This window comes from Streptomyces sp. A0958 (genome assembly GCF_004795035.1).
GTDB lineage: Bacteria > Actinomycetota > Actinomycetes > Streptomycetales > Streptomycetaceae > Streptomyces.
Window position 1 is genome coordinate 70,671 of record NZ_SSBK01000002.1, and the last position, 21,600, is coordinate 92,270.

16 protein-coding genes and 1 pseudogene are annotated in these 21,600 nt (G+C 70.7%); 6 read left to right on the top strand and 11 right to left on the bottom strand.

Annotated features, from left to right (window positions below; translation table 11 throughout):
• Positions 1-28: 28 nt before the first annotated feature.
• Positions 29-190: pseudogene (locus E6P78_RS02420) on the bottom strand (DUF4291 family protein); the annotation flags it as partial.
• Positions 191-235: 45 nt separating this feature from the next.
• Positions 236-1,066, bottom strand: coding sequence for a hypothetical protein (locus tag E6P78_RS02425; protein WP_136201811.1), 831 nt, complete (start codon positions 1,064-1,066; stop codon positions 236-238).
• 247 nt (positions 1,067-1,313) lie between these two features.
• Here E6P78_RS02425 and E6P78_RS02430 point away from each other — a divergent pair, with 247 nt between their 5' ends.
• Complete coding sequence (locus tag E6P78_RS02430) at positions 1,314-2,039, top strand: VC0807 family protein (protein WP_136201812.1); 726 nt, start codon at positions 1,314-1,316, stop codon at positions 2,037-2,039.
• A gap of 534 nt (positions 2,040-2,573) precedes the next feature.
• The gene (locus E6P78_RS02435) at positions 2,574-3,863 is read left to right on the top strand and encodes a sporulation protein (protein WP_240799014.1); all 1,290 of its coding nucleotides are present in this window, start codon (positions 2,574-2,576) and stop codon (positions 3,861-3,863) included.
• A gap of 180 nt (positions 3,864-4,043) precedes the next feature.
• On the opposite strand, the gene E6P78_RS02440 is transcribed toward E6P78_RS02435, so the two are convergent.
• Genes E6P78_RS02440 through iolC form a run of 5 tightly spaced genes read right to left on the bottom strand, consistent with a single transcriptional unit; the run spans position 4,044 to position 10,382 of the window.
• Positions 4,044-5,543 (bottom strand): CoA-acylating methylmalonate-semialdehyde dehydrogenase, encoded by a 1,500-nt coding sequence (locus E6P78_RS02440; protein WP_136201814.1) that lies wholly within the window; start codon positions 5,541-5,543, stop codon positions 4,044-4,046.
• Between the two features lie 12 nt (positions 5,544-5,555).
• Positions 5,556-7,472 (bottom strand): 3D-(3,5/4)-trihydroxycyclohexane-1,2-dione acylhydrolase (decyclizing), encoded by a 1,917-nt coding sequence (iolD, locus tag E6P78_RS02445; protein ID WP_136201815.1) that lies wholly within the window; start codon positions 7,470-7,472, stop codon positions 5,556-5,558.
• Positions 7,469-8,350: a 5-deoxy-glucuronate isomerase gene (iolB, locus tag E6P78_RS02450; protein ID WP_136201816.1), complete on the bottom strand. Its 882-nt coding sequence runs from the start codon at positions 8,348-8,350 to the stop codon at positions 7,469-7,471. Before iolB ends, iolD begins: the two co-directional genes overlap by 4 nt.
• Positions 8,347-9,264: a deoxyribose-phosphate aldolase gene (locus E6P78_RS02455; protein ID WP_136201817.1), complete on the bottom strand. Its 918-nt coding sequence runs from the start codon at positions 9,262-9,264 to the stop codon at positions 8,347-8,349. Before E6P78_RS02455 ends, iolB begins: the two co-directional genes overlap by 4 nt.
• On the bottom strand, positions 9,261-10,382 hold the full coding sequence (gene iolC, locus E6P78_RS02460; RefSeq protein WP_136201818.1) for a 5-dehydro-2-deoxygluconokinase: 1,122 nt from the start codon (positions 10,380-10,382) through the stop codon (positions 9,261-9,263). The genes E6P78_RS02455 and iolC overlap by 4 nt, the downstream gene beginning before the upstream one ends.
• A gap of 371 nt (positions 10,383-10,753) precedes the next feature.
• Here iolC and E6P78_RS02465 point away from each other — a divergent pair, with 371 nt between their 5' ends.
• Both E6P78_RS02465 and E6P78_RS02470 read left to right on the top strand, forming a co-directional pair.
• A complete protein-coding gene (locus E6P78_RS02465) occupies positions 10,754-11,062 on the top strand; it encodes a heavy-metal-associated domain-containing protein (protein WP_168712542.1) in 309 nt (102 codons plus the stop codon).
• Between the two features lie 106 nt (positions 11,063-11,168).
• Complete coding sequence (locus tag E6P78_RS02470; RefSeq protein ID WP_136201820.1) at positions 11,169-13,592, top strand: heavy metal translocating P-type ATPase; 2,424 nt, start codon at positions 11,169-11,171, stop codon at positions 13,590-13,592.
• A 540-nt stretch (positions 13,593-14,132) separates the two neighbouring features.
• Here E6P78_RS02470 and E6P78_RS02475 read toward each other — a convergent pair.
• Together E6P78_RS02475 and E6P78_RS02480 are read right to left on the bottom strand one after the other, a co-directional pair.
• The gene (locus E6P78_RS02475; protein WP_018518088.1) at positions 14,133-15,431 is read right to left on the bottom strand and encodes a citrate synthase; all 1,299 of its coding nucleotides are present in this window, start codon (positions 15,429-15,431) and stop codon (positions 14,133-14,135) included.
• Positions 15,432-15,560: 129 nt separating this feature from the next.
• Entirely contained in the window at positions 15,561-17,861 is a 2,301-nt protein-coding gene (locus E6P78_RS02480; protein ID WP_136202041.1) for an ATP-dependent RecD-like DNA helicase, read from the bottom strand.
• Between the two features lie 107 nt (positions 17,862-17,968).
• Here E6P78_RS02480 and E6P78_RS02485 point away from each other — a divergent pair, with 107 nt between their 5' ends.
• Positions 17,969-18,325, top strand: coding sequence for a hypothetical protein (locus tag E6P78_RS02485; protein ID WP_136201821.1), 357 nt, complete (start codon positions 17,969-17,971; stop codon positions 18,323-18,325).
• 184 nt (positions 18,326-18,509) lie between these two features.
• Here E6P78_RS02485 and E6P78_RS02490 read toward each other — a convergent pair whose 3' ends face one another.
• On the bottom strand, positions 18,510-18,908 hold the full coding sequence (locus E6P78_RS02490) for a VOC family protein (protein ID WP_136201822.1): 399 nt from the start codon (positions 18,906-18,908) through the stop codon (positions 18,510-18,512).
• Positions 18,909-19,109: 201 nt separating this feature from the next.
• Positions 19,110-19,952 carry an endonuclease/exonuclease/phosphatase family protein gene (locus tag E6P78_RS02495; RefSeq protein WP_136201823.1) on the bottom strand — a complete coding sequence of 281 codons (843 nt, stop codon included), beginning with the start codon at positions 19,950-19,952 and terminating at the stop codon, positions 19,110-19,112.
• Positions 19,953-20,321: 369 nt separating this feature from the next.
• On the opposite strand from E6P78_RS02495, the gene E6P78_RS02500 reads away from it, so the two are divergent.
• A complete protein-coding gene (locus E6P78_RS02500; protein WP_240799015.1) occupies positions 20,322-21,545 on the top strand; it encodes a PASTA domain-containing protein in 1,224 nt (407 codons plus the stop codon).
• The last annotated feature ends 55 nt before the right edge of the window (positions 21,546-21,600 follow it).

Genomic DNA, 21,600 nt, shown 5'->3' on the forward strand with positions numbered 1-21,600 from the left:
CTTCTAACGCTCGCGTTGGTGCAGAGAAGATCCACGTCATGCGGTCACGTTTCCAGGCGTCCGGGAAACGCCCGTCGCGGGCGGCGGGACGGCCGAGCGACGGGGCGTACGCCTGGTAGACGGTCACGGTGCCGGCGGTGTGGAGCGCGCGGATCTCGTACTGGGGCGTGGTGGTCGCGGATGCGGTCATACGGGCATCACAGCACCGTGCGGTGGGGGACGGCGAACGGGTTTCCTACCGCGCGTGCATCACGCGAGGTGCGTGCATCACGCGGACTCCGGACCACACGGCGACGTGGTCCCCGGTCGACGCCTTCGCCCCGGAGGTGGAGTTCCCGTAGTAATTCCACCGCCAGGTGCCCGACTTGGCGGCCTTCACCGTGGTCTTGAGCGCCCCCGCCGACCCGGACGTCACCTTCTTGACCGTCGTGTACGAGGACGCGCCGTCCGCCTTGAACTGCAGGCTGACCGTGCGGCCCGCGTACCCCTGGTACGTGCCGGTCTCCCAGTTGGCCCGGGAGACCTTGCCGGTCACGGTGATCGTCTTGCCCTTGACGACGGGCTCGGGCGCGGCGTTGACGGTGACGCGAGTGGCGCGCTGGACCTGGACCGAGCGCTTCAGGTCCGTGGAGACATCGTCGTCCTTGGGGAGGGAAAGGTATGCACCGCTCTTCCAGGTACCGGCGAACCCATTCGCGTCGAGGACCGTCGGGCTGATGGACAGCCACCCGTCATTGATCACGCAGCTCCCCTTGCCCTTGGTCGGGCAGTAGTCGTCGGAAGCGCCGAAGCCGCTGCGCAGGCTGTCCGACTCCCAGTAGTCGCCCTTTCCCCGGTAGAGGTAGACGACCGGCGGCCAGCGCCAGGTGCGCGAAGTCGTCATCCGGAAGGTCACCGGCACCCTGACCGTCTCCTGGATGCCGATCACGATCGGCTTGCCGCCGTTGATCGAGAGCTGGGAGTACGAGACCGCGCCCGTCGCGGCATCGGCGGGTGCCGCCGCCATCGCGGTGAACACGGCCACCGCTCCCCCGGCGACCACCGCGTTCCACAACTTCTTCGTCATATGGGTGCGCTCACTCTTTCCTTGAAAACCGGTCCGACTGTGGGACCAGGAAGGGCCGTTCGCGGTTGTACGCCGTACGGCAACGATCCGGTCACGCGCTCGGAGCCGTACAACTGCACCTGAGCGCAATGACATTCGTCATGCGGAGGTCGGTACACGCGGCTCTGCCGGGGAGCGGGCCGGGGCGAGAGTCTGTACGTGTCGAGAGCGGGAGCCACGAAGGCGCCGCTGAACGGGAGGAACCGACATGAGCAGCCCGGCCGCCACACTCACCGCACCTGTCGCCGCCGCCCCGGCCCCCGCTGCCCCCGCCGCCGCTCCGATCGCGCCCCGCAAGGCCCTCCTGGACAGCCTGATGCCGCTGCTGGTGGACGTCGGGGTGCCGCTCGCCTCCTACTACGCGCTGAAGGCGGCGGGTCTGGGCACGTTCGGCGCGCTGGCCTGGAGCAGCGTGGTCCCGGCGGTGCGGGCCGTGTGGGGCGTGGTGCGCGAGCGGCGGCTCAACGGGCTTGCCGCGCTGATGGTGTCGGTCAACGCGGTCTCGCTGCTGCTGGGCCTGGTGGCCGGTGATCCGCGGCTGATGCTCCTCAAGGACAGCGCGGTGAGCAGCACCATCGGGCTGACGTTCCTGGTGACCGCGTTGCGTGGGCGGCCGATGATGACGGCGGGTCTGCGGCCGTGGCTGACGCGGGGCGAGGCGGCCAAGTCGGCGGCCTGGGAGCGGCTTTCCACCGGTTCCGCGGCGTTCCGGCGGGCCGAGGAGCGGTTCTCGGCGGTGTGGGGCGTGGCGCTGCTCGCCGAGTGCGCGGTGCGGGCCGTGGGGGCGTACACCGTGCCGGTCGAGACGATGGTGTGGGCCGGGACCGTGGTCCTGATGGTCGCGATGGTGCTGGCGTTCGTCGTCTCGGGCCGGTTCGCGGTCGCGCCGATGGATCGGATGATCGAGGACGAGGCCCGTATCACGGAACGCTGACCGTCCCGTAGAACTCCGCAGGGCCGCTTCCGGGGGGAGCGGCCCTGCGGTCATTCCGGGTATCCCCGGGGGCGGCGGTCGCTGCTTCTTCGGACGGCGCCACCCGGCGGATCTATTTTCGGGAAGTGCGCGAGAAGATCATGTAGAGAATGAATCCCACCGGAAGGTGGACTTCCAGCGTCGCCGCCGGTGAAAGAACCACCGATAACTCGATCAGATCGAACATTTTCGGACCTCCGCCTCAGCATGCACCGCCCTCCGCACCTACGTTCCGGGCATGTCCACCGGTGTCGCGGCCTCTTGGGGCCCTGCGGGGTCGATGTCTCCATGACACCGCGGGAGCACGCGGGCGCGCAGGGCTCACAAGGGGGCTCACAACTCGCGGGACAGGTCCACAAAGCCCACGGCGTCGGTACTCTGCGAGAGAAAGGAGGCAGTATGACGGACACCCGAGGAAACGAACGCCAGGGAAATCCACTTCTCGAAAAGATCGTGGCCGCATCAGACGCAAGTCATAAAAGGATCGCGCACCGGGTGAACGAACTCGCCTCCCTCGAAGGGCAGGCCACCCAGTACACGCACACGTCCGTGGCGAACTGGTGCCGCCGCGGCATGAACCCGAAGTGGCCGACCCCGCGACTCCTCTGTACGTGCTTATCCGAACTGCTGGGCAGGCCGGTGTCCCTGGCAGACATCGGGATGCAGAGCGCGGAGCGCGACGCGGAGCGGCTGGGTCTGGAGTTCGCCCGCGGTCAGGACGACGCAGTGACCGAAGCATCAGCCTATTGGAGCGCAGTGAACCGCCGCCAGTTCCTCACCAGCCAGACGTTCGCCATCTCCGCCTTCGCCACCCCGTTCACCCGCTGGCTCATCGATCCGGCGGAGACCACCCGGGCACGCGAGACCGGTCCGGCGGTCGACCGGGGACACATCGCGGAGCTCAGGGAGGCCGCCGACAACGCCCGCCTGTGGGACTCCCGCTTCGGCGGGGCGAACAGGAAGTCGACGTCTCTCACGGAGTATCTGTACGAACGCGTCGCGCCGTTGCTCCGCGGCAGCTACTCGCAGGCCGTGGGCCGCGATCTGTTCCGGGTCACCGCGGAGATGGCGCGGCTGGCGGGCTGGACGGCGTTCGACGCGGGCCGGCACAGCATCGCCCAGCGCCACTTCATCCAGGCGTTGCGGCTGGCACGGGCCGGGGGCGACGCCGATCTGGGGTCGTACATCCTCACCACCATGGCCATGCAGTCGCTGATGCGCGGGTTCACCTCGGAGGCCATCGACATGGCGCAGGGCGCCTACCAGCGCGGGCACACCCTCGATCCGCGCGTGGCGGGCTTCGCCAAACTGATCGAGGCCAGGTCGCACGCCCGCGCGGGCGACGAACGCGCGACGAGCGCGTGCATCGCGCAGTCGGAGCGGCTGGCCGAACGGGGCGCGGGCAGCGAGGGACCGGCCTGGATCGGGTTCTTCACCCAGCAGCGGATCATCACGGACGCGACCGAGGCATTCCGTGACCTCGGCAACCACCGCGCCACCTTCGCCTGGCACGCGGCCGGCCCCATGCCGTCGGACGCGTTCGCCCGCTCGCGCAGCGTCCGGCTCTCGGTCCTGGCCTCGGCGCACGCCCAGAACGGGGACCTCGCGCAGAGCCTGCACCTGGGCCGCGAGTCGCTGAACCTCTTCACCCGCCTGGGCAGCCTGCGCGGGATGGAGTATCTGCGCGTCTACAGCAGGTCCCTGGAGCCCTGGCGCAGGGACCCGCAGGTCGTCACGTACCTGTCGGACGTCCGGAAGGCGACGCGGTCACTGGCCGCGGCCTGAACCGGAGGACCGGGGCCGGTCACGGCCGGCACAGGCCGGGGCCGGAGCCGGGACCGGCCTGGTCGTGGCGGCCGGAACGGGCCGTGGCCGGGGTCGGCATCGGCCGGGGCCGGGGTCGGCATCGGTCGTGGCCCGTTCCGGTTCTCGCCGGTGTCGGTCCCGGCCCGGTCGGGGCCTTCGTCAGTGGTTCCTGGGGAAGCCCAGGTCCACGCCTGCCGGGGTGTCGGCGGGGTCGGGCCAGCGGGTCGTCGTGACCTTGCCGCGGGTGTAGAAGTGCACGCCGTCGTTGCCGTAGATGTGGTGGTCCCCGAAGAGGGAGTCCTTCCAGCCGCCGAAGGAGTGGTAGCCCACCGGCACCGGGATCGGCACGTTGACGCCGACCATGCCGGCCTCGATCTCCATCTGGAAGCGGCGGGCCGCGCCGCCGTCGCGGGTGAAGATCGCGGTGCCGTTGCCGAACGGCGAGGCGTTCATGAGGGCGACGCCCTCCTCGTACGTACCGACGCGCAGCACGCACAGCACCGGGCCGAAGATCTCGTCCTTGTACGCGTCGGAGTCGGTGGAGACGTGGTCGAGGAGGGAGAGGCCGATCCAGTGGCCGTCCTCGAAGCCCTCGACGGTGTGTCCGGTGCCGTCCAGGACGACTTCGGCGCCCTGGGCGGCCGCGCCGGTGACGTAGGAGGCGACCTTGTCGCGGTGGGCGGCGGTGATCAGCGGGCCCATCTCGGAGGCCGGGTCGGTGCCGGGGCCGATCCTGATCTTCGCGGCCCGCTCCTTGATCCGGGCGACGAGCTCGTCGCCGATCGCGCCCACGGCGACGACGGCGGAGATCGCCATGCAGCGCTCACCGGCGGAGCCGTACGCGGCGGAGACCGCGGCGTCGGCGGCGGCGTCGAGGTCCGCGTCGGGCAGGACCAGCATGTGGTTCTTCGCGCCGCCGAGCGCCTGGACGCGCTTGCCGTTGGCCGAGGCGGTGGCGTGGATGTGGCGGGCGACGGGGGTCGAGCCGACGAAGGAGACGGCGGCGACGTCCGGGTGGTTCAGGAGGCCGTCGACGGCGGCCCTGTCGCCGTGCAGGACGTTCAGCACGCCGTCCGGCAGACCGGCCTCGGCGGCCAGCTCGGCCAGCAGGTTGGCGGCGGACGGGTCCTTCTCACTGGGCTTGAGCACGAACGTGTTGCCGCAGGCGATGGCCAGCGGGAACATCCACATCGGCACCATGGCCGGGAAGTTGAACGGGGTGATGCCGGCGACGACCCCGATCGGCTGGCGGATCGAGGAGACGTCTACCCGGTTCGAGACCTGGGTGGACAGCTCGCCCTTGAGCTGGGTGGTGATGCCGCAGGCCAGTTCGACGATCTCCAGGCCGCGCGCGACCTCGCCGAGCGCGTCGGAGTGCACCTTGCCGTGCTCGGCGGTGATGAGCGCGGCGATCTCGTCCCGGTGGGCGTCCAGCAGCGCGTGGTAGCGGAACAGGATCGCCGTACGGGCGGACAGCGACGAGGTGCGCCACGTCGTGTACGCGTCCTTCGCGGCGGCCACCGCCGTGTCGACCTCGTCCGGGGAGGCGAACGCGACCCGGGTGGTGACGGCGCCGGTGGCCGGGTCGGTCACCGGGCCGTACGTGCCCGACGCGCCCTCGACGGTCTTGCCGCCGATCCAGTGGTTCACGGTCTTCATGCTGCGGCTCCTTCAGAGGTGACGGCGTCGGTCGGCGCTGTGACGTTCGTACTCTTTCCGTGCCGCGACCGCCGCGGGGCGGGTGGCCGTCTCGGCCACGGGGACATCCCACCACGCCTGCGCCTGCGGGGGCCCCTGTCCCGCACCGGGCGTTTCCGTCTCCACGTGCACACAGACGGGACGGTCCGCCGCGCGCGCCTCGGCCAGGGCCTCGCGCAGCTCGCCCACCGTCCCGGCGCGCAGGACCCGCATCCCGAGCGAGGCGGCGTTGGCGGCGAGGTCGACGGGGAGCGGGGGTCCGGTGAAGCGGGTGTCGGCGGCGCGGTGGCGGTAGGCCGTACCGAAGCGTTCGCCCCCGGTGGCTTCGGAGAGGCCGCCGATCGACGCGTAGCCGTGGTTCTTCAGGACGACGAGCTTGACCGGCAGGTTCTCCTGGACGGCGGTGACGATCTCGGTCGGGTTCATGAGGTAGGTGCCGTCGCCGACGAGCGTCCAGACGGGGCTGCCGGGGGCGGCGAGCTGGACACCGATCGCGGCCGGGATCTCGTAGCCCATGCAGGAGTACCCGTACTCCACGTGGTACTGGCGCGGGGAGCGGGCCCGCCACAGTTTGTGCAGGTCGCCGGGGAGGGAACCGGCCGCGTTGATGACGATGTCGTCGTCGGTGACCAGCGCGTCGAGGAGGCCGAGTACCTGGGTCTGGGTGGGGCGGGCGTGCGGGTCGGGGGTGGCGTAGGCGGCGTCGACGCGCTGCTCCCAGCGGTCCTTGGCCCCGGTGTACTCGCTCTCGTACGCCGGGTCGGTGCGGTATTGGTGGTCGGTCAGGGCGGCGGTGAGGGCTTCCAGGGCGGTGCGGGCGTCGGCGACGAGCGGGAGCGCGGCGAGCTTGTGGGCGTCGAAGCCGGTGATGTTGACGTTGAGGAAGCGGACGTCCGGGCGCTCGAAGAGGGTCGCGGAGGCGGTGGTGAAGTCGGTGTAGCGGGTGCCGATCCCGATGACGAGGTCGGCGGTGCGGGCCAGGTCGTCTGCGGTGGCGGTGCCGGTGTGGCCGATGCCGCCGACGTCGGCGGGGTGGTCGTGGCGCAGGGAGCCCTTGCCCGCCTGGGTGGAGGCGACGGGGATGCGGGTGGCGGCGGCGAACGCGGCGAGGGCTTCCTCGGCCGCGCTGTGGTGGACCCCGCCGCCCGCGACGACCAGCGGCCTGCGGGCGGTACGCACCGCCCGGACCGCCCGGTCGAGTTCGTACGGGTCGGGGGCGGGGCGGCGTACGTGCCAGACGCGTTCGGTGAAGAACTCCGCCGGCCAGTCATACGCCTCGGCCTGCACGTCCTGCGGCAGCGCGAGCGTGACCGCGCCGGTCTCCGCCGGGTCGGCGAGGACCCGCATGGCGTGCAGCGCGGCCGGGATCAGGGCCTCCGGGCGGGTGACGCGGTCGAAGTAGCGGGAGACGGGGCGCAGGCAGTCGTTGACGGAGACGTCGCCCGCGAACGGCACCTCCAACTGCTGGAGAACGGGGTCGGCGGGGCGGGTCGCGAAGGTGTCGCCGGGCAGCAGCAGGACCGGGAGGCGGTTGACGGTGGCGAGGGCGGCGCCGGTGACGAGGTTGGTGGCGCCGGGGCCGATGGAGGTGGTGACGGCCTGCGCGGACAGCCGGCCGGACTGGCGGGCGTATCCGACCGCCGCGTGCACCATGGCCTGTTCGTTGCGGCCCTGGAGGTAGGGCATGGCGGGCCCGGTCTCCAGGAGCGCCTGGCCGATGCCCGCGACGTTGCCGTGGCCGAAGATGCCCCAGGTGGCGGCGATCAGCCGGTGGCGGCGGCCGTCGCGCTCGGTGTACTGGCGGGCGAGGAAGGCGACGAGCGCCTGGGCGGTGGTGAGCCGGCGGGTGGTCGCCCCGGCCCTTCCGGCGGTTCCGGTCGTCCCGGTCATCCCCGGTCCTCCGGTCCGTAGAGCGGCAGCCGGGGGTCGACCGGCTGGGACGGCCAGGTGTCGCGGACCCAGCGGTGGTCGGGGTGGTCGCGGATCAGCCACTCCCGCTGCTCGCCGGGGCCCGCCATGACGTTGAGGTAGTAGAGGGTGCGGCCGGGCGCGGCGATGGTGGGGCCGTGCCAGCCGTCGGGGATGAGGACCGTGTCGCCGCTGCGGACCTCGGCCAGGACGTCGGTGCCGCCGGGCCGGGACGGGGACACGCGGTGGTAGCCGAGGCCGCCGTCGGCCACCTCGAAGTAGTAGATCTCCTCCAGGACGGATTCCTCGCCGGGGTGGTGCTCGTCGTGTTTGTGCGGCGGGTAGGAGGACCAGTTGCCGCCGGGGGTGAGGACTTCGACGGCGATCAGCCGGTCGCAGTCGAAGGTGTCGGCGGCGGCGAAGTCGTTGACCTGGCGGGAGCAGGTGCCGGAGCCGCGCAGTTCCACGCGTACCTCCGGCGCGGGGCCGTAGCGAGCGGGGAGTCGTCGCTCGCACTTCGCTCCTGCCAGGGCGAAGCGGCCGCCTGCGCCGGAGGCGATCTGTGCGTGGGCGTCGCGCGGTACATAGGCGAAGTCGGTTACGCCGCTGAACACGCTCTTACGGCCCAGCAGTTCAAAGATCTCATCTGAGATGTGCACCGTACAGCTGCCGGTCAACGGCAGTACGATCCACTCGCTCTCCCCGGTGACAAGTGTGTGAACTCCTCCTGGCTCCAGTTCCACCACTCGTAGGCTCGACCGCTCCCATCCGGCCTGCTCCGGGCCGATGTCGAGGGCGTAGGGGCCGTGGGCGGTACGGCCCGCGGGCAGGTGGTACGTCGGTTGTCCTCGCATACTCATGTCCCTTCCCCGGATGTGCCGCCCGGTGCGAGCAGTGATACGGCCGTGTCGACGGCGGCGGTCACGTCCCCGTCGGCCGGGTAGAGCAGCGAGCGCCCCACCACGAGGCCCCGGACGGTCGGCAGCCGCAGCGCGGCCCGCCACTTCTCGTACGCCGCGTCCTGGTCGTCACCGACCTCGCCGCCGAGCAGCACGGCGGGCAGCGTCGAACTCTCCATGACCCGCGCCATGTCTTCGGGTCTCTCGGTGACGGGGACCTTGAGCCAGGTGTACGCGGAGGTGCCGGCCAGCCCCGAGGCGATGGCGATGGCGGTGCTGACGGCGGCGGCACCCAGGTCGTTGCGGACCCGGCCGGCGGCGCGGCGGCAGAGGAAGGGTTCGACGAAGACGGGCAGCCGGTGCGCGGCCATGGCGTCGATGGCGCGGGCGGTGGCGTGCATCGTGTCGAGGGAGCCGGGGTCCTGGTGGTCGATCCGCAGCAGGAGCTTTCCGGCGTCGAAGCCGAGGCGGGCCAGGTCCTCGGGGCGGTATCCGGTGAAGCGGTCGTCGAGTTCGAAGGAGGCGCCGACCAGTCCGCCTCGGTTCATCGAGCCCATGACGACCTTGTTCTCCAGGGCGCCCAGGAGCAGCAGGTCGTCCAGGATGTCGGCGGTGGCGAGGACGCCGTCGACGCCGGGCCGGGAGAGGGCGAGGCAGAGCCGTTCCAGCAGCTCGAAGCGGTTGGCCATGGCCAGTTCGCGTCCGCCGACCGCGAGCGAGCCGCGGGCGGGGTGGTCGGCGGCGACGATCATCAGCCGGCCGCGCCCGGTGACGAGCGGGCGCCTGGCGCGCCGGGCGGCGGACTCCGCGACGGCCTCCGGGTGGTGCATCCGCAGGTGGACCAGCTCGGACACCCGGGAGGCCGCCGGGCTCATCGGGCCGCTCCGGGGGCGTGGGAGGTGACGGCGCCCTCCGCGAGGGCCGCTTCGACCTCGTGCGGGAAGGGCATGGCGGAGGAGCAGGCGAGCCGGGAGGCGACGATGGCGCCGGCCGCGTTGGCGTAGCGCATGATGCGGGCGGTCTCCCAGCCGGCGAGCAGCCCGTGGCAGAGCGAGCCGCCGAACGCGTCGCCCGCGCCGAGGCCGTTGACCACCTCGACGGGCAGCGGTGGCACATCGGCGACGGTGCCGTCCCGGTGGACGGCGAGGACGCCCGCCGGGCCCTGCTTGACGACGGCCAGCTCGACGCCCGCGTCGATGAGGGCGCGGGCCGCCGCGTACGGTTCGCGCTCGCCGGTCGCGATCTCGCACTCGTCCAGGTTGCCCACGGCGACCGTGGCGTACGCGAGGGCTTCGCGGTAACGGGCGGACGGGGTGGACGCGGGCGCGGGGGTTGTCCCGGCCGCGGTCCCGGTTGCCGGCGCGGGTGTGGTCCCGGCCGACGCCGTGGTCATGGTCCCGGCCGTCGGCGCGGGTGTGGTCCCGGCCGTCGTTCCTGCCGTCGTCCCGGTCTCCTCGCCGGTTTCCCAGAACATGGGGCGCCAGTCGAGGTCGAAGACGGTGATGCCCCCGGAGCGGTCGCGGGCGCGGAGCGCGGCGAGCGTCGCGGTACGGCTCGGCTCGGCGCACAGCCCGGTTCCGGTCATCCAGAACACCCGGGCGGCCCTGATCGCCTCCAGGTCCAGCTCCGCCGCGTGGATCTCCAGGTCCGGGGCCTTGGGCTGCCGGTAGAAGTAGAGGGGGAAGTCGTCGGGCGGGAAGACCTCGCAGAAGGTGACCGGCGTCGGGTAGGCGGCGACGGGTGTCACCCAGCGGTCGTCCACCCCGAACCCCCGCAACTGGTCGTGCAGGTAGGTGCCGAAGGGGTCCTGCCCGGTCCGGGTCACCACGGCGGTACGCCGGCCCAGGCGGGCAGCGGCGACGGCGACGTTGGCGGGGGAACCGCCGAGGAACTTCCCGAAGGTGTCGACCCGGGCCAGCGGCACACCGGTCCGGAGGGGATAGAGGTCCACCCCGATCCGCCCCATCGTGATCACGTCGTACGGCTCAGGCATTCAGCGTCCCTTCGGCTGGGCGCCCTTCGGGCTACCGGTGGGGGCGGCTGCCGCGGCGGCTGCCGGTCTCCGGTCTAACTCTTCCCCTGATCACTGTCAACCATTTGTACGGACATACGGACGTATCCTTGACGCACGTCTCCCCGCGTGATGAGCCTGGACGCATGCCCTCCCCTCCCCGCACGACCCGCAGCCGCGGGCTCTCCGTCTCGGCGGGCACCGTTTTCACCGGAATGCACCAAGGTCCGCGACGACACGCCCGCACGGGTCGACTCGCGTCATACCCCCTAGGGGTATAAAGTGGAGAACGTGGAGGCGCACCGGCGTGCGCCCGCCCACCCACCTGTGTGCCCGTCGAAGAGGAGAACACGATGACCGCCGAGACCCAGCTCCCCCAGGCGACCGGCTCCTGCTGCTCGCCCAGCGGTTCCTGCCACGACAGCGCGGGCACGGACGCCGGACAGGCCGGCGTGACCACCGTCTACCAGGTGACCGGCATGACCTGCGGGCACTGCGAGGGCGCGGTCTCCGAGGAGATCTCCGCCATCGACGGTGTCACCTCGGTGAAGGCCGTGGCGTCCACCGGACAGGTGACGGTGGTCTCCCGGGCCGCCCTGGACGACGAGGCCGTACGCGCCGCCGTCGACGAGGCGGGTTACGAGCTCGCCGGGCGCGCCTGACCGCCTCGGGAACCGCCCCTCCCCGCACCACCCCGTTTCCGCCGGGCCGGACCGACCAGCAGATACTGGTGGGGTACGGCCCGGTCGGCGTTCCAGGAGTTCGGACATGCACAGCGCACCAGAGGCCGGAACCGCTGCGGCGGCGAGTTCGGAAGCCGAGTTCGTGATCGGCGGCATGACCTGCGCCTCCTGCGCGGCCCGCGTCGAGAAGAAGCTCAACCGGATGGACGGCGTCACCGCCACCGTCAACTACGCCACCGAGAAGGCCCGCGTCAGCTACCGGGACGCCGACGTCTCCGTACAGGACCTCATCACCACGGTCGAGAAGACCGGCTACACCGCGAAGCCGGTAGCCCGACCCGCCCCGAAGGCCGCCGAGCCCGCCGAGACCACCCGCCCGGAACCGGAGACGGCGACAGAACCGGAATCCGGCCCGCAGCAAAAACCGGAACGAGAACCGGGACAGGGACCGGGACAAGAACCGGAATCCGGGCCGAAGCACGAACCCGACCGAGAACCGGAACCGGAACCGGAACCGGAACCGGAGTCCGGAGCCGCGTCCGAGCTCGCCCCCCTCCGGCAGCGGCTCATCGTCTCCGCCGTCCTCGCCGCCCCCGTCGTCGCCCTCGCGATGATCCCGGCCCTGCAGTTCGACAACTGGCAGTGGCTCTCGCTCACCCTCGCCGCTCCCGTCGTCGTCTGGGGCGGGCTGCCCTTCCACCGGGCCACCTGGACCAACCTGCGGCACGGCGCGGCCACCATGGACACCCTGGTCTCCGTCGGAACCCTCGCCGCCTTCGGCTGGTCCCTGTGGGCGCTGTTCCTCGGTGACGCCGGGATGCCCGGCATGCGGCACGGCTTCGACCTGACGGCCTCCCGCACCGAGGCCTCGGCCACCATCTATCTGGAGGTCTCGGCGGGCGTCGTCACCTTCATCCTGCTGGGCCGCTATCTGGAAGCGAAGTCCAAGCGGAGGGCGGGTTCGGCCCTGCGGGCCCTGATGCATCTGGGCGCCAAGGACGTGGCCGTCCTGCGGGGCGGCGCCGAAGTACGCATCCCCGTCGGCCGGCTCGCCGTGGGCGACCGCTTCGTCGTCCGCCCGGGCGAGAAGATCGCGACGGACGGGACCGTCGTGGAGGGCGCCTCGGCGGTGGACGCGTCCATGCTCACCGGCGAGTCCGTCCCGGTCGACGTGGGCGTGGGGGACCAGGTCACCGGTGCCACCGTGAACGTCTCCGGCCGGCTCGTCGTCGAGGCGGCCCGGGTCGGCGGCGACACGCAGCTGGCCCGGATGGCGAAGCTGGTCGAGGACGCGCAGAACGGCAAGGCCGAGGTGCAGCGCCTGGCCGACCGGATCTCGGCGGTGTTCGTCCCGGTCGTCCTGCTCATCGCCCTCGGCACGCTGATCGTCTGGCTGCTCACCACGGACGACGTGACGGCCGCGTTCACGGCAGCCGTCGCCGTCCTGATCATCGCCTGCCCGTGCGCCCTGGGCCTCGCCACGCCGACCGCCCTCATGGTCGGTACCGGGCGCGGCGCCCAGCTGGGCATCCTGATCAAGGGCCCCGAGGTCCTGGAGTCCACCCGCCGCGTCGACACGATCGTCCTCGACAAGACGGGCACGGTCACCACCGGCCGCATGACCCTCCAGGCCGTCCACACCGCCCCCGGCACCACCGAGACCGACGTCCTGCGCCTGGCCGGCGCCCTGGAACACGCCTCCGAGCACCCCATCGCCCAGGCCGTCGCCACCGGCGCCACCGACCGCACCGGCGCCCCCCTCCCCACCCCCCAGGACTTCACCAACGTCCCCGGACTCGGCGTCCGGGGCACCGTCGAAGACCACACCGTCCTCGTCGGACGCCCCCGGCTGCTCACCGACACCGGAACGAACCTCCCCGACACACTGACCGCCGCACTGACGCAGGCCGCCACTCAGGGACGTACGGCAATCGCGGTCGCCTGGGACGGCGAGGCGCGCGGCGTCCTCGAAGTCGCCGACGCGGTCAAGGAATCCAGCGCGGAGGCCGTCGCCGCGCTCCGGGCGCTCGGCCTGACGCCGATCCTGCTGACCGGCGACAACCGGGCCGTGGCGCAGTCCGTGGCCCGCGAGGTCGGCATCGAGGAGGTCCGCGCGGAGGTGCTGCCGGAGGAAAAGGCGCACGTCATCGAGGGTCTTCAGGCCCAGGGGCGGGTGGTCGCCATGGTCGGTGACGGGGTCAACGACGCCGCCGCGCTGGCCACCGCCGACCTCGGCCTGGCCATGGGCACCGGCACGGACGCGGCGATCGAGGCGAGCGATCTGACGCTGGTTCGTGGAGATCTCAAGGTGACCGCTGACGCCATCCGTCTCTCCCGGCGCACCCTCACTACGATCAAGGGCAACCTTTTCTGGGCATTCGGCTACAACGTTGCCGCTCTACCCCTTGCGGCATTTGGCCTGCTCAACCCTATGATTGCTGGAGCGGCGATGGCCTTCTCATCGGTCTTCGTCGTGACGAACAGCCTGCGCCTGCGGTCCTTCACGTAATTTCCACAATGAGATTCAGATCACATCGGTTTCAGGGTAACCATTCGATGGGTTCGCGAGTCTTAGAGTGCGATGCCAAGGATGTCTTGGGGGACGTCCGGCGGAGCGTCTTGGGGGATGCTCCGGGCAAGCGTGGGCCGGGGCACGTACACCGGGGAGCTTTGAGCGGCCCTCCCGTCAGTACGTACCCCGGCAGACCACAGGAGCAGGCGGAAGAAGCGCAGGACAAGCAGGACCGAGGAACACCCAGGAGCTTCGGCTCCCACAGAACGCCCGGCCGGATCCCGTGGGGGGAATCCGCTCCGGGATATGGGAAGCGCCTCGCTGTCGGCCCGTGGGGGGATCGATGGCGGGGCGCTTCTCGCTGTACACGGGAGCGCCCCGAGCCCCGGGCTCCATTCCGTGGCACCCACGGCCGGCGCCCTGAAACGCACAACGCCCCCGGACTCCGCGCTCGCTCGGGGTGAGTGCGCGGCAGTCGGGGGCGAAGGAGTCCGGCGTCAGTCAGGGCCGGGGCGATACGAGGGTCCGGTCAGGCGCTCAGCGGCCCTCGACCGGGACGAAGTCGCGCAGGACCTCGCCGGTGTAGATCTGGCGCGGGCGGCCGATGCGGGAACCCGGCTCCTTGATCATCTCGTGCCACTGGGCGATCCAGCCGGGGAGGCGGCCGAGCGCGAAGAGCACGGTGAACATCTCGGTCGGGAAGCCCATGGCGCGGTAGATCAGGCCCGTGTAGAAGTCCACGTTCGGGTAGAGGTTGCGCGAGACGAAGTACTCGTCGGAGAGCGCGTGCTCCTCCAGCTTGAGCGCGATGTCGAGCAGCTCGTCGGACTTGCCGAGCGCGGACAGCACGTCGTGGGCCGCGGCCTTGATGATCTTGGCGCGCGGGTCGAAGGACTTGTACACCCGGTGGCCGAAGCCCATCAGGCGGACGCCGTCCTCCTTGTTCTTCACCTTGCGGATGAAGGAGTCGACGTCGCCGCCGTTGGCCTGGATGCCTTCCAGCATCTCCAGCACGGACTGGTTGGCGCCGCCGTGCAGGGGGCCCCACAGCGCCGAGATGCCGGCGGAGATCGAGGCGAACATGTTCGCCTGCGAGGAGCCGACCAGGCGCACGGTGGAGGTCGAACAGTTCTGCTCGTGGTCCGCGTGCAGGATGAGCAGCTTGTCGAGCGCCGAGACGACGACCGGGTCCAGCTCGTACTCCTGGGCGGGGACCGAGAAGGTCATCCGCAGGAAGTTCTCGACGTAGCCGAGGTCGTTGCGCGGGTAGACGAACGGGTGACCGATCGACTTCTTGTACGCGTACGCGGCGATGGTCGGGAGCTTGGCGAGCAGCCGGATCGTGGAGAGGTGGCGCTGCTCCTCGTCGAACGGGTTGTGGCTGTCCTGGTAGAACGTGGACAGCGCGCTGACGACCGAGGACAGCATGGCCATCGGGTGGGCGTCGCGCGGGAAGCCGTCGAAGAACCGCTTGACGTCCTCGTGCAGCAGGGTGTGCTGGGTGATCTCGTTCTTGAAGGTCGACAGCTCGTCGACCTTGGGAAGCTCACCGTTGATGAGCGTGTACGCGACCTCGAGGAACGTCGAGCGCTCGGCGAGCTGCTCGATCGGGTAGCCGCGGTACCGCAGGATGCCCTGCTCGCCGTCGAGGTAGGTGATGGCCGATTTATAGGCAGCGGTGTTGCCGTATCCGCTGTCCAGCGTCACCAGGCCGGTGTTCGCCCGGAGCTTCCCGATGTCGAAGCCCTTGTCGCCGACGGTGCTGTCGATCACCGGGTAGGTGTACTCGCCATCGCCGTACCGCAGTACCACAGCGTTGTTGGTGTGCTCGCTCACGTCATCCCTCACCGACGTAGTGCCTCTTCTTCGAGGTTCCCTGACTGTCTCCACCCTCCCCCATTTGGCTCAGGAGAGTGCACTCGGGGTCGTCCATTGGACCTACTCGCGGCACTGAGTGCCGCGAACTTAGCCATCCTGCCCCCTTGACTGCGGTTCCGGAAGACCTCCGTGATGTTTCCCACCGATTTGATCGATCATTTTTTCCGGGAATCCTCCTCCGGGGCCTCCGTGCAGCCGGTAATCCAGCGCCGTACACCGTCTGCCTGCGGAAACCGTGCGGACCGCCTGGCCGATCGCCTGCCGGGAGCCGACCAGCACGACGAGCTTCTTGGCCCGCGTCACGGCGGTGTACAGCAGGTTCCGCTGGAGCATCATCCAGGCGCTCCTCGTCACCGGGATGACCACGGCGGGGTACTCGCTGCCCTGGGAACGGTGGATCGTCATGGCGTACGCGTGGGACAGCTCGTCCAGCTCGTCGAAGTCGTAACCGATCTCCTCGTCCTCGTCGGTGAGGACCGTCAGCCGCTGTTCGTCCAGGTCAAGGCCGGTGACGACACCCACCGTGCCGTTGAAGACGCCGTTCTCGCCCTTGTCGTAGTTGTTGCGGATCTGGGTCACCTTGTCGCCCACGCGGAACACCCGGCCGCCGAACCGCTTCTCCGGCACCCCGGGCCGGCCCGGGGTGATCGCCTGCTGGAGGAGCCCGTTGAGATGACCGGCCCCGGCCGGGCCCCGGTGCATCGGGGCGAGGACCTGTACGTCCCGGCGCGGATTCAGTCCGAACTTGGCCGGAATACGACGGGAGGCGACGTCCACCGCCAGCACCCCGGCGTCCTCCGTCTCGTCCTCGACGAAGAGGAAGAAGTCGCTGAGCCCCTGGGTGAGGGGCGGCACGCCCGAGTTGATCCGGTGGGCGTTGGTGACGACGCCCGACTGCTGGGCCTGGCGGAAAATGGTGGTCAGCCGGACCGCCGGGACCGGGCCGCCGTCCGCGAGCAGGTCCCGCAGCACCTCCCCCGCCCCCACCGAGGGCAGCTGGTCCACATCGCCGACGAGCAGCAGATGGGCACCCGGTGCCACCGCCTTGACGAGCTTGTTGGCGAGGAGCAGATCGAGCATCGACGCCTCGTCCACGACGACCAGGTCGGCGTCCAGCGGACGGTCCCGGTCGTACGCCGCGTCGCCGCCGGGCTTCAGCTCCAGCAGCCGGTGCACGGTGGACGCCTCGGCCCCGGTCAGCTCCGAGAGCCGCTTCGCCGCCCGCCCGGTGGGCGCGGCCAGCACCACTTTCGCCTTCTTCGCGCGGGCCAGCTCCACGATGGAGCGGACCGTGAACGACTTGCCGCAGCCCGGCCCGCCCGTCAGGACGGCGACCTTCCGGCTGAGCGCGAGCCGTACGGCGGCCTCCTGCTCGGGCGCCAGCTTGGCGCCGGTGCGGCCCGCGAGCCACTTCAGGGCCTTGTCCCAGTCGACGTCCGCGAAGGCCGGCATCCGCTCCTCCGGCGTCCGAAGCAGCCGCCGCACCTGCGAGGCGAGCGAGATCTCGGCCCGGTGGAAGGGCACCAGATAGACGGCCGTGACCGGCTCCCCGCCCTCGGGCGACGGCACCTTCTCCCGCACGACCCCCTCCGGCTCCTCGGCCAGCTCGGCCAGGCAGTCGATGACCAGGCCGGTGTCCACCTGGAGGAGCTTCACCGCGTCCGCGATCAGCCGTTCCTCGGGCAGGAAGCAGTGCCCCTGGTCGGTGGACTGGGACAGCGCGTACTGGAGTCCGGCCTTGACCCGTTCCGGGCTGTCGTGCGGGATGCCGACCGCCTGGGCGATCTTGTCGGCGGTGAGGAAGCCGATGCCCCAGACGTCGGCGGCCAGCCGGTAGGGCTGGTTCTTCACGACGGAGATCGAGGCGTCCTCGTACTTCTTGTAGATACGGACGGCGATGGACGTCGAGACGCCGACGCCCTGGAGGAAGACCATGACCTCCTTGATCGCCTTCTGTTCCTCCCAGGCGGCGGCGATCATCTTCGTCCGCTTCGGCCCGAGCCCGGGGACCTCGACCAGGCGCTTCGGCTCCCGCTCGATGATGTCGAGGGTGTCGACGCCGAAGTGGGTGGTGATCCGGTCGGCCATGACCGGGCCGATGCCCTTGATCAGCCCGGAGCCGAGATAGCGGCGGATGCCCTGGATGGTGGCCGGGAGGATCGTCGTGTAGTTCTCGACGGTGAACTGCTTCCCGTACTGCGAGTGGGAGCCCCAACGCCCCTCCATCCGCAGCGACTCCCCCGGCTGCGCCCCGAGCAGCGAGCCCACCACGGTGAGCAGATCCCCGGCCCCGCGCCCGGTGTCGACGCGGGCGACCGTGTACCCGTTCTCCTCGTTCGCGTACGTGATGCGCTCGAGTACGCCTTCGAGGACGGCCATGTTCGGCATGCTGGACATGGCTCGACGGTACCGGGCCGGGCTGACACCGGGCTCCGGGACCGGGGGCCGCGTGGGGCCCGTCCGGGATGCCCCGGCTCCCGGACTACGCTTCAGGCATGGACCCGTCCGAGGGCCGGCCCCGCACTCCCGAGCCGGCCGAGCCACTGCCGTGGTTCGGCGGCGGCAGGAACGGCCCGCACCGGTTCGGGGCTCTGCGCAGGCCGAAGGACGCCGTCATCGCCGGACTGCTGGTGCTCGTCCTCGGCATCGGCACTCTCGTCAGCGGCCTCAACGGCGGGCACAGCAGCCGCGGGAGTTCCGTGAGCGACGCGCTGGGGAGCTGGGGCGATGTGGTCGCCCTGTTCATCTGCGCCGTCGTGAGCGGCCTCGGCGCGTTCCTGTTCGTCGTGGGGGTCGTCCGCCATCCCTGGTACCGCAGGTACCGGCGGACCCACGGGCGCCCGCCGTTCTGACCTCCGACCCGGGCGACCCGGGCGACGGGGCGACGACGAGCCGGTCGATGTCCGTCTCGGCGGCGCGGGCCGAGTACGAGGAGTCGGCCTCCGCGCCGCCGGCCGAGGGGGCCGCTGTGCGGTGACACCGGGGCCCCCGTCCGGGACAGCGGGACTCTCGCCGGTCCGGCCGTCGCCAGGGCCGTCAGGGCGTCGGCCGGTCACCGCCGCTGGGTGCACGGCTCAGGTCCACGACACAGAAGATGTTGTCGTCCGGATCGGCGAGAACAACGAAGTCGGGATCGGGCGGGTAGTGGTCCCAGTCGACGGTTCGCGCGCCGAGACCGACCAGTCGCCGGACCTCCGCCTGTTGTTCCTCGGCCGTGTCCGTGAAGAGGTCCAGGTGGAGGCGGGGGTGCGGCTCGGCCGGGGAGGCGCTGCGCAACAGGCCAAGGGCTCGGCCGGAGCCGTCGGGGTAGGTGAGCGTCCGCCACGTTTCGGTCCTCCACTCCTCGGTGGCGACCAGGTTCAGGGCGGCGGTCCAGAAAGCCTCTGCGCGGGGAACGTCCGTGACACCGATGACGGGGATTCCTAGTCTCAGCATGAACGCGAGCCTAGGCCTTGTCCTGTGCTGATCCTTGGAGTGGTGGGCCGGCCGGGGTCGAATCCTCGGCACCACCCTCGGGGTACCGGCCTCGCTTCACCTCGCGTCCGCACGACACGGCTGCGGGTGGCAGGGGCGGCCCGATTGACCAGGTCGGGACTCGCCTCCCCCTCCCTGTGGGCCGCCCGCAGAAGCACCTCGTTACGCCCGCCTCAGATCGGCCCGCACCAGATCGTGGTCGGAGTACGGAGTGAGATGCGCACCGTGGTCGAGTGGGGCGAAGCCGCGCAGAAAGATGTAGTCGAACTTGCTGCGCCAATCGGTGGTCGGCTCGCACGTACGGGCCGCCGAGGGACCGCACTCGGGGTCCGCGTCCGCGGCCGGGCCCCACATCACGGCGAGTTCAGCGGCATCCGGCACCGCGTTGAAGTCTCCGAGAACGATCGTGCGGTCATGCCGGGCGACCGCCTTCGCCAGCACGGCGGTCTGCTTGGCGCGGACTGAATCCTGACTCCACTGGGCCAGGTGCGTGTTGAAGACCCGGACGGGCGTGCCGTCCACGAGGGTGGTGACGGCCATGTACCCGCGGTCCTCGGAACCGCCGTCGGGGTACTCCACGTTCACGGGGTCGGTCATCGGAGCGGCCGAGAGGATTGCCTGGCCGAAGCCCCCCGGACTCCACGGCACTCCCCCGCAGCGGCTCCAACTCCGCAGAACCGATCCGTACTCGACGTGGTAGACCAGCCCGTACAGATACTGGAGATGATCCCGGATTCTCTCGACATCACCCACGCACGCTTCTTGCAGGCCGATGACCTGAGGCGCGTACGTGGCGATCTCCGCCGCCCGGCCGACGTTCCGGCCGCTCCCCTTGCAGGGATTGCAGATGTTCCACGTCATGACGCGGTTCGGCACGACTTCCTGGGGAGCGCCGGCCGGCAGCGGCTTGGCGATGTAGGCGCCCTCCGGTGCGCTGGGGCCGGCTAGCAGCACGCAGGCCACGACCAGCACGCCCACGAGCCACCGCGCGCCGGTTCCGGTCACCTTCGCCTCCTCGGGCCAGAGGAACACACCCTCATGTAAGGACTCCCGCACGAGGTTATGTGACGGGTTGTACGCAGCACATGGGATGCCTGGAACCCGTCTCGTGGGTGGCGGCATGACATCGCTCAGGGCTTCTCGACACCCCGGACCCCTCCCCGGAATGCCGTGCACATCCACCGCCCGTAGCGTCACGCCCGAATGATCGTTACTCCAAGCACGGGCGGGCGCCCACGGCGAGGACTCCCGAAATTCCGCTCACGCCGACCGGCCGATACGGCACGGTTCGGCCGCAGGATCTCGCCTCCGCCGTGGCACCACTTCACCGGAAGTACGCCGACCGCCCACAGGTGCCAGAGAAACGAAACGTCGATGAACCCGTACAACGTCCCGTCCCCGCCTCCGCCTCCGCCTCGGCCCCGGCCTCGGTGGAAGTCCACCCCGGTCGCGCTGGGGCTTCTCCTTCTTGTCGCTCTCACCGGCGCACTCAATCCCTACCTCGGCCTCCTCTCGATGATGGCCGCGATGGTGGCGATGTGGACCGTTCCGCCGTGGCGCTGGTTCGCCAAGCTCGGCGCGACGTTCGGCGCCCTCCTGCTGTTCGCCATCGGCGGGGGTATCGGTGGCCAACTCGATGACGGCAGCACGGACAAGGCCAACGCGAAGGCTCCCGCAGCGGCGGACGAGCGGCATACACCCGCGTCGTCCGCCACCGCATCCGCGCCTCCGGAGATCGCCGACTACACCGGCAGGTCACTGGCCGAGGCCGAGGAGCGGACCCGGTCCGTCGGTTTCACCACCACCCGTCACGACGCATCCACGGAGAACCGCGCCATCCACAACAGCGCGAACTGGCGCGTGTGTTTTCAGGACTCCGACACGGCCAGGATGACGATCGACTTCGCGGCGGCCAAAAGCGGCGAGCCGTGCCCGAAGGAGGACGGGGGCCCGCTTGCGTGGCCGATGATGCCGGATGTCGTCGGCGCCACCTACGCCTCGGCGGTCAAGTCCCTGACTCACTCCGGCATCTCGCTCAGCCGCGTCACGCTCGACGACGTCTACCTCGATGTCGACGCCCCCACCGCCGATGAGGCGGCGAAGAACGGCAACGAATGGCACGTCTGCTTCCAGTCGCCGGACGACAAGAAGCAGGTTCACTCCACCACCGAGGTCCGGCTCGATCTGGGGCGATGGACCGACGACAGCAGCGTGCGGAGTTGTCCCGACTCCAAAGACACCACCTATGAGGACCCGGCCAACGCTCCCGACAGTCACGAGGACGAGGACGGGGACGGAAGCGGAAGCGCCTCGGGTGGGGACGGGCATTCATCCGGCGCCGCCCGGTCCGGAAGTTCCGGGGGCAGCGGGGCTCCTTCGGGCGGAAACACTCCGAGCGACGGCTCCTCCGGCGGGTCGTCCTCCGGCGGCAGTTCCTCGGGCGGAGGCGCTTCGGGCGGAGGCACCTCGGGCGGCAGCTCTGGAACCGTGCACCCCGGGGCGTTCTGCTCTCCCCCCGCCACGGGCGTCACCGCCGCCGGCACCCCGATGGTCTGTGGCCCCGCCGCCGACGGGCGTAACCGCTGGCACCACGCCTGACCGCCCCCTCCGGCCGCTGCCCGGTCCCCGAGCGCAGCCGGCCACCCGCGCCGCC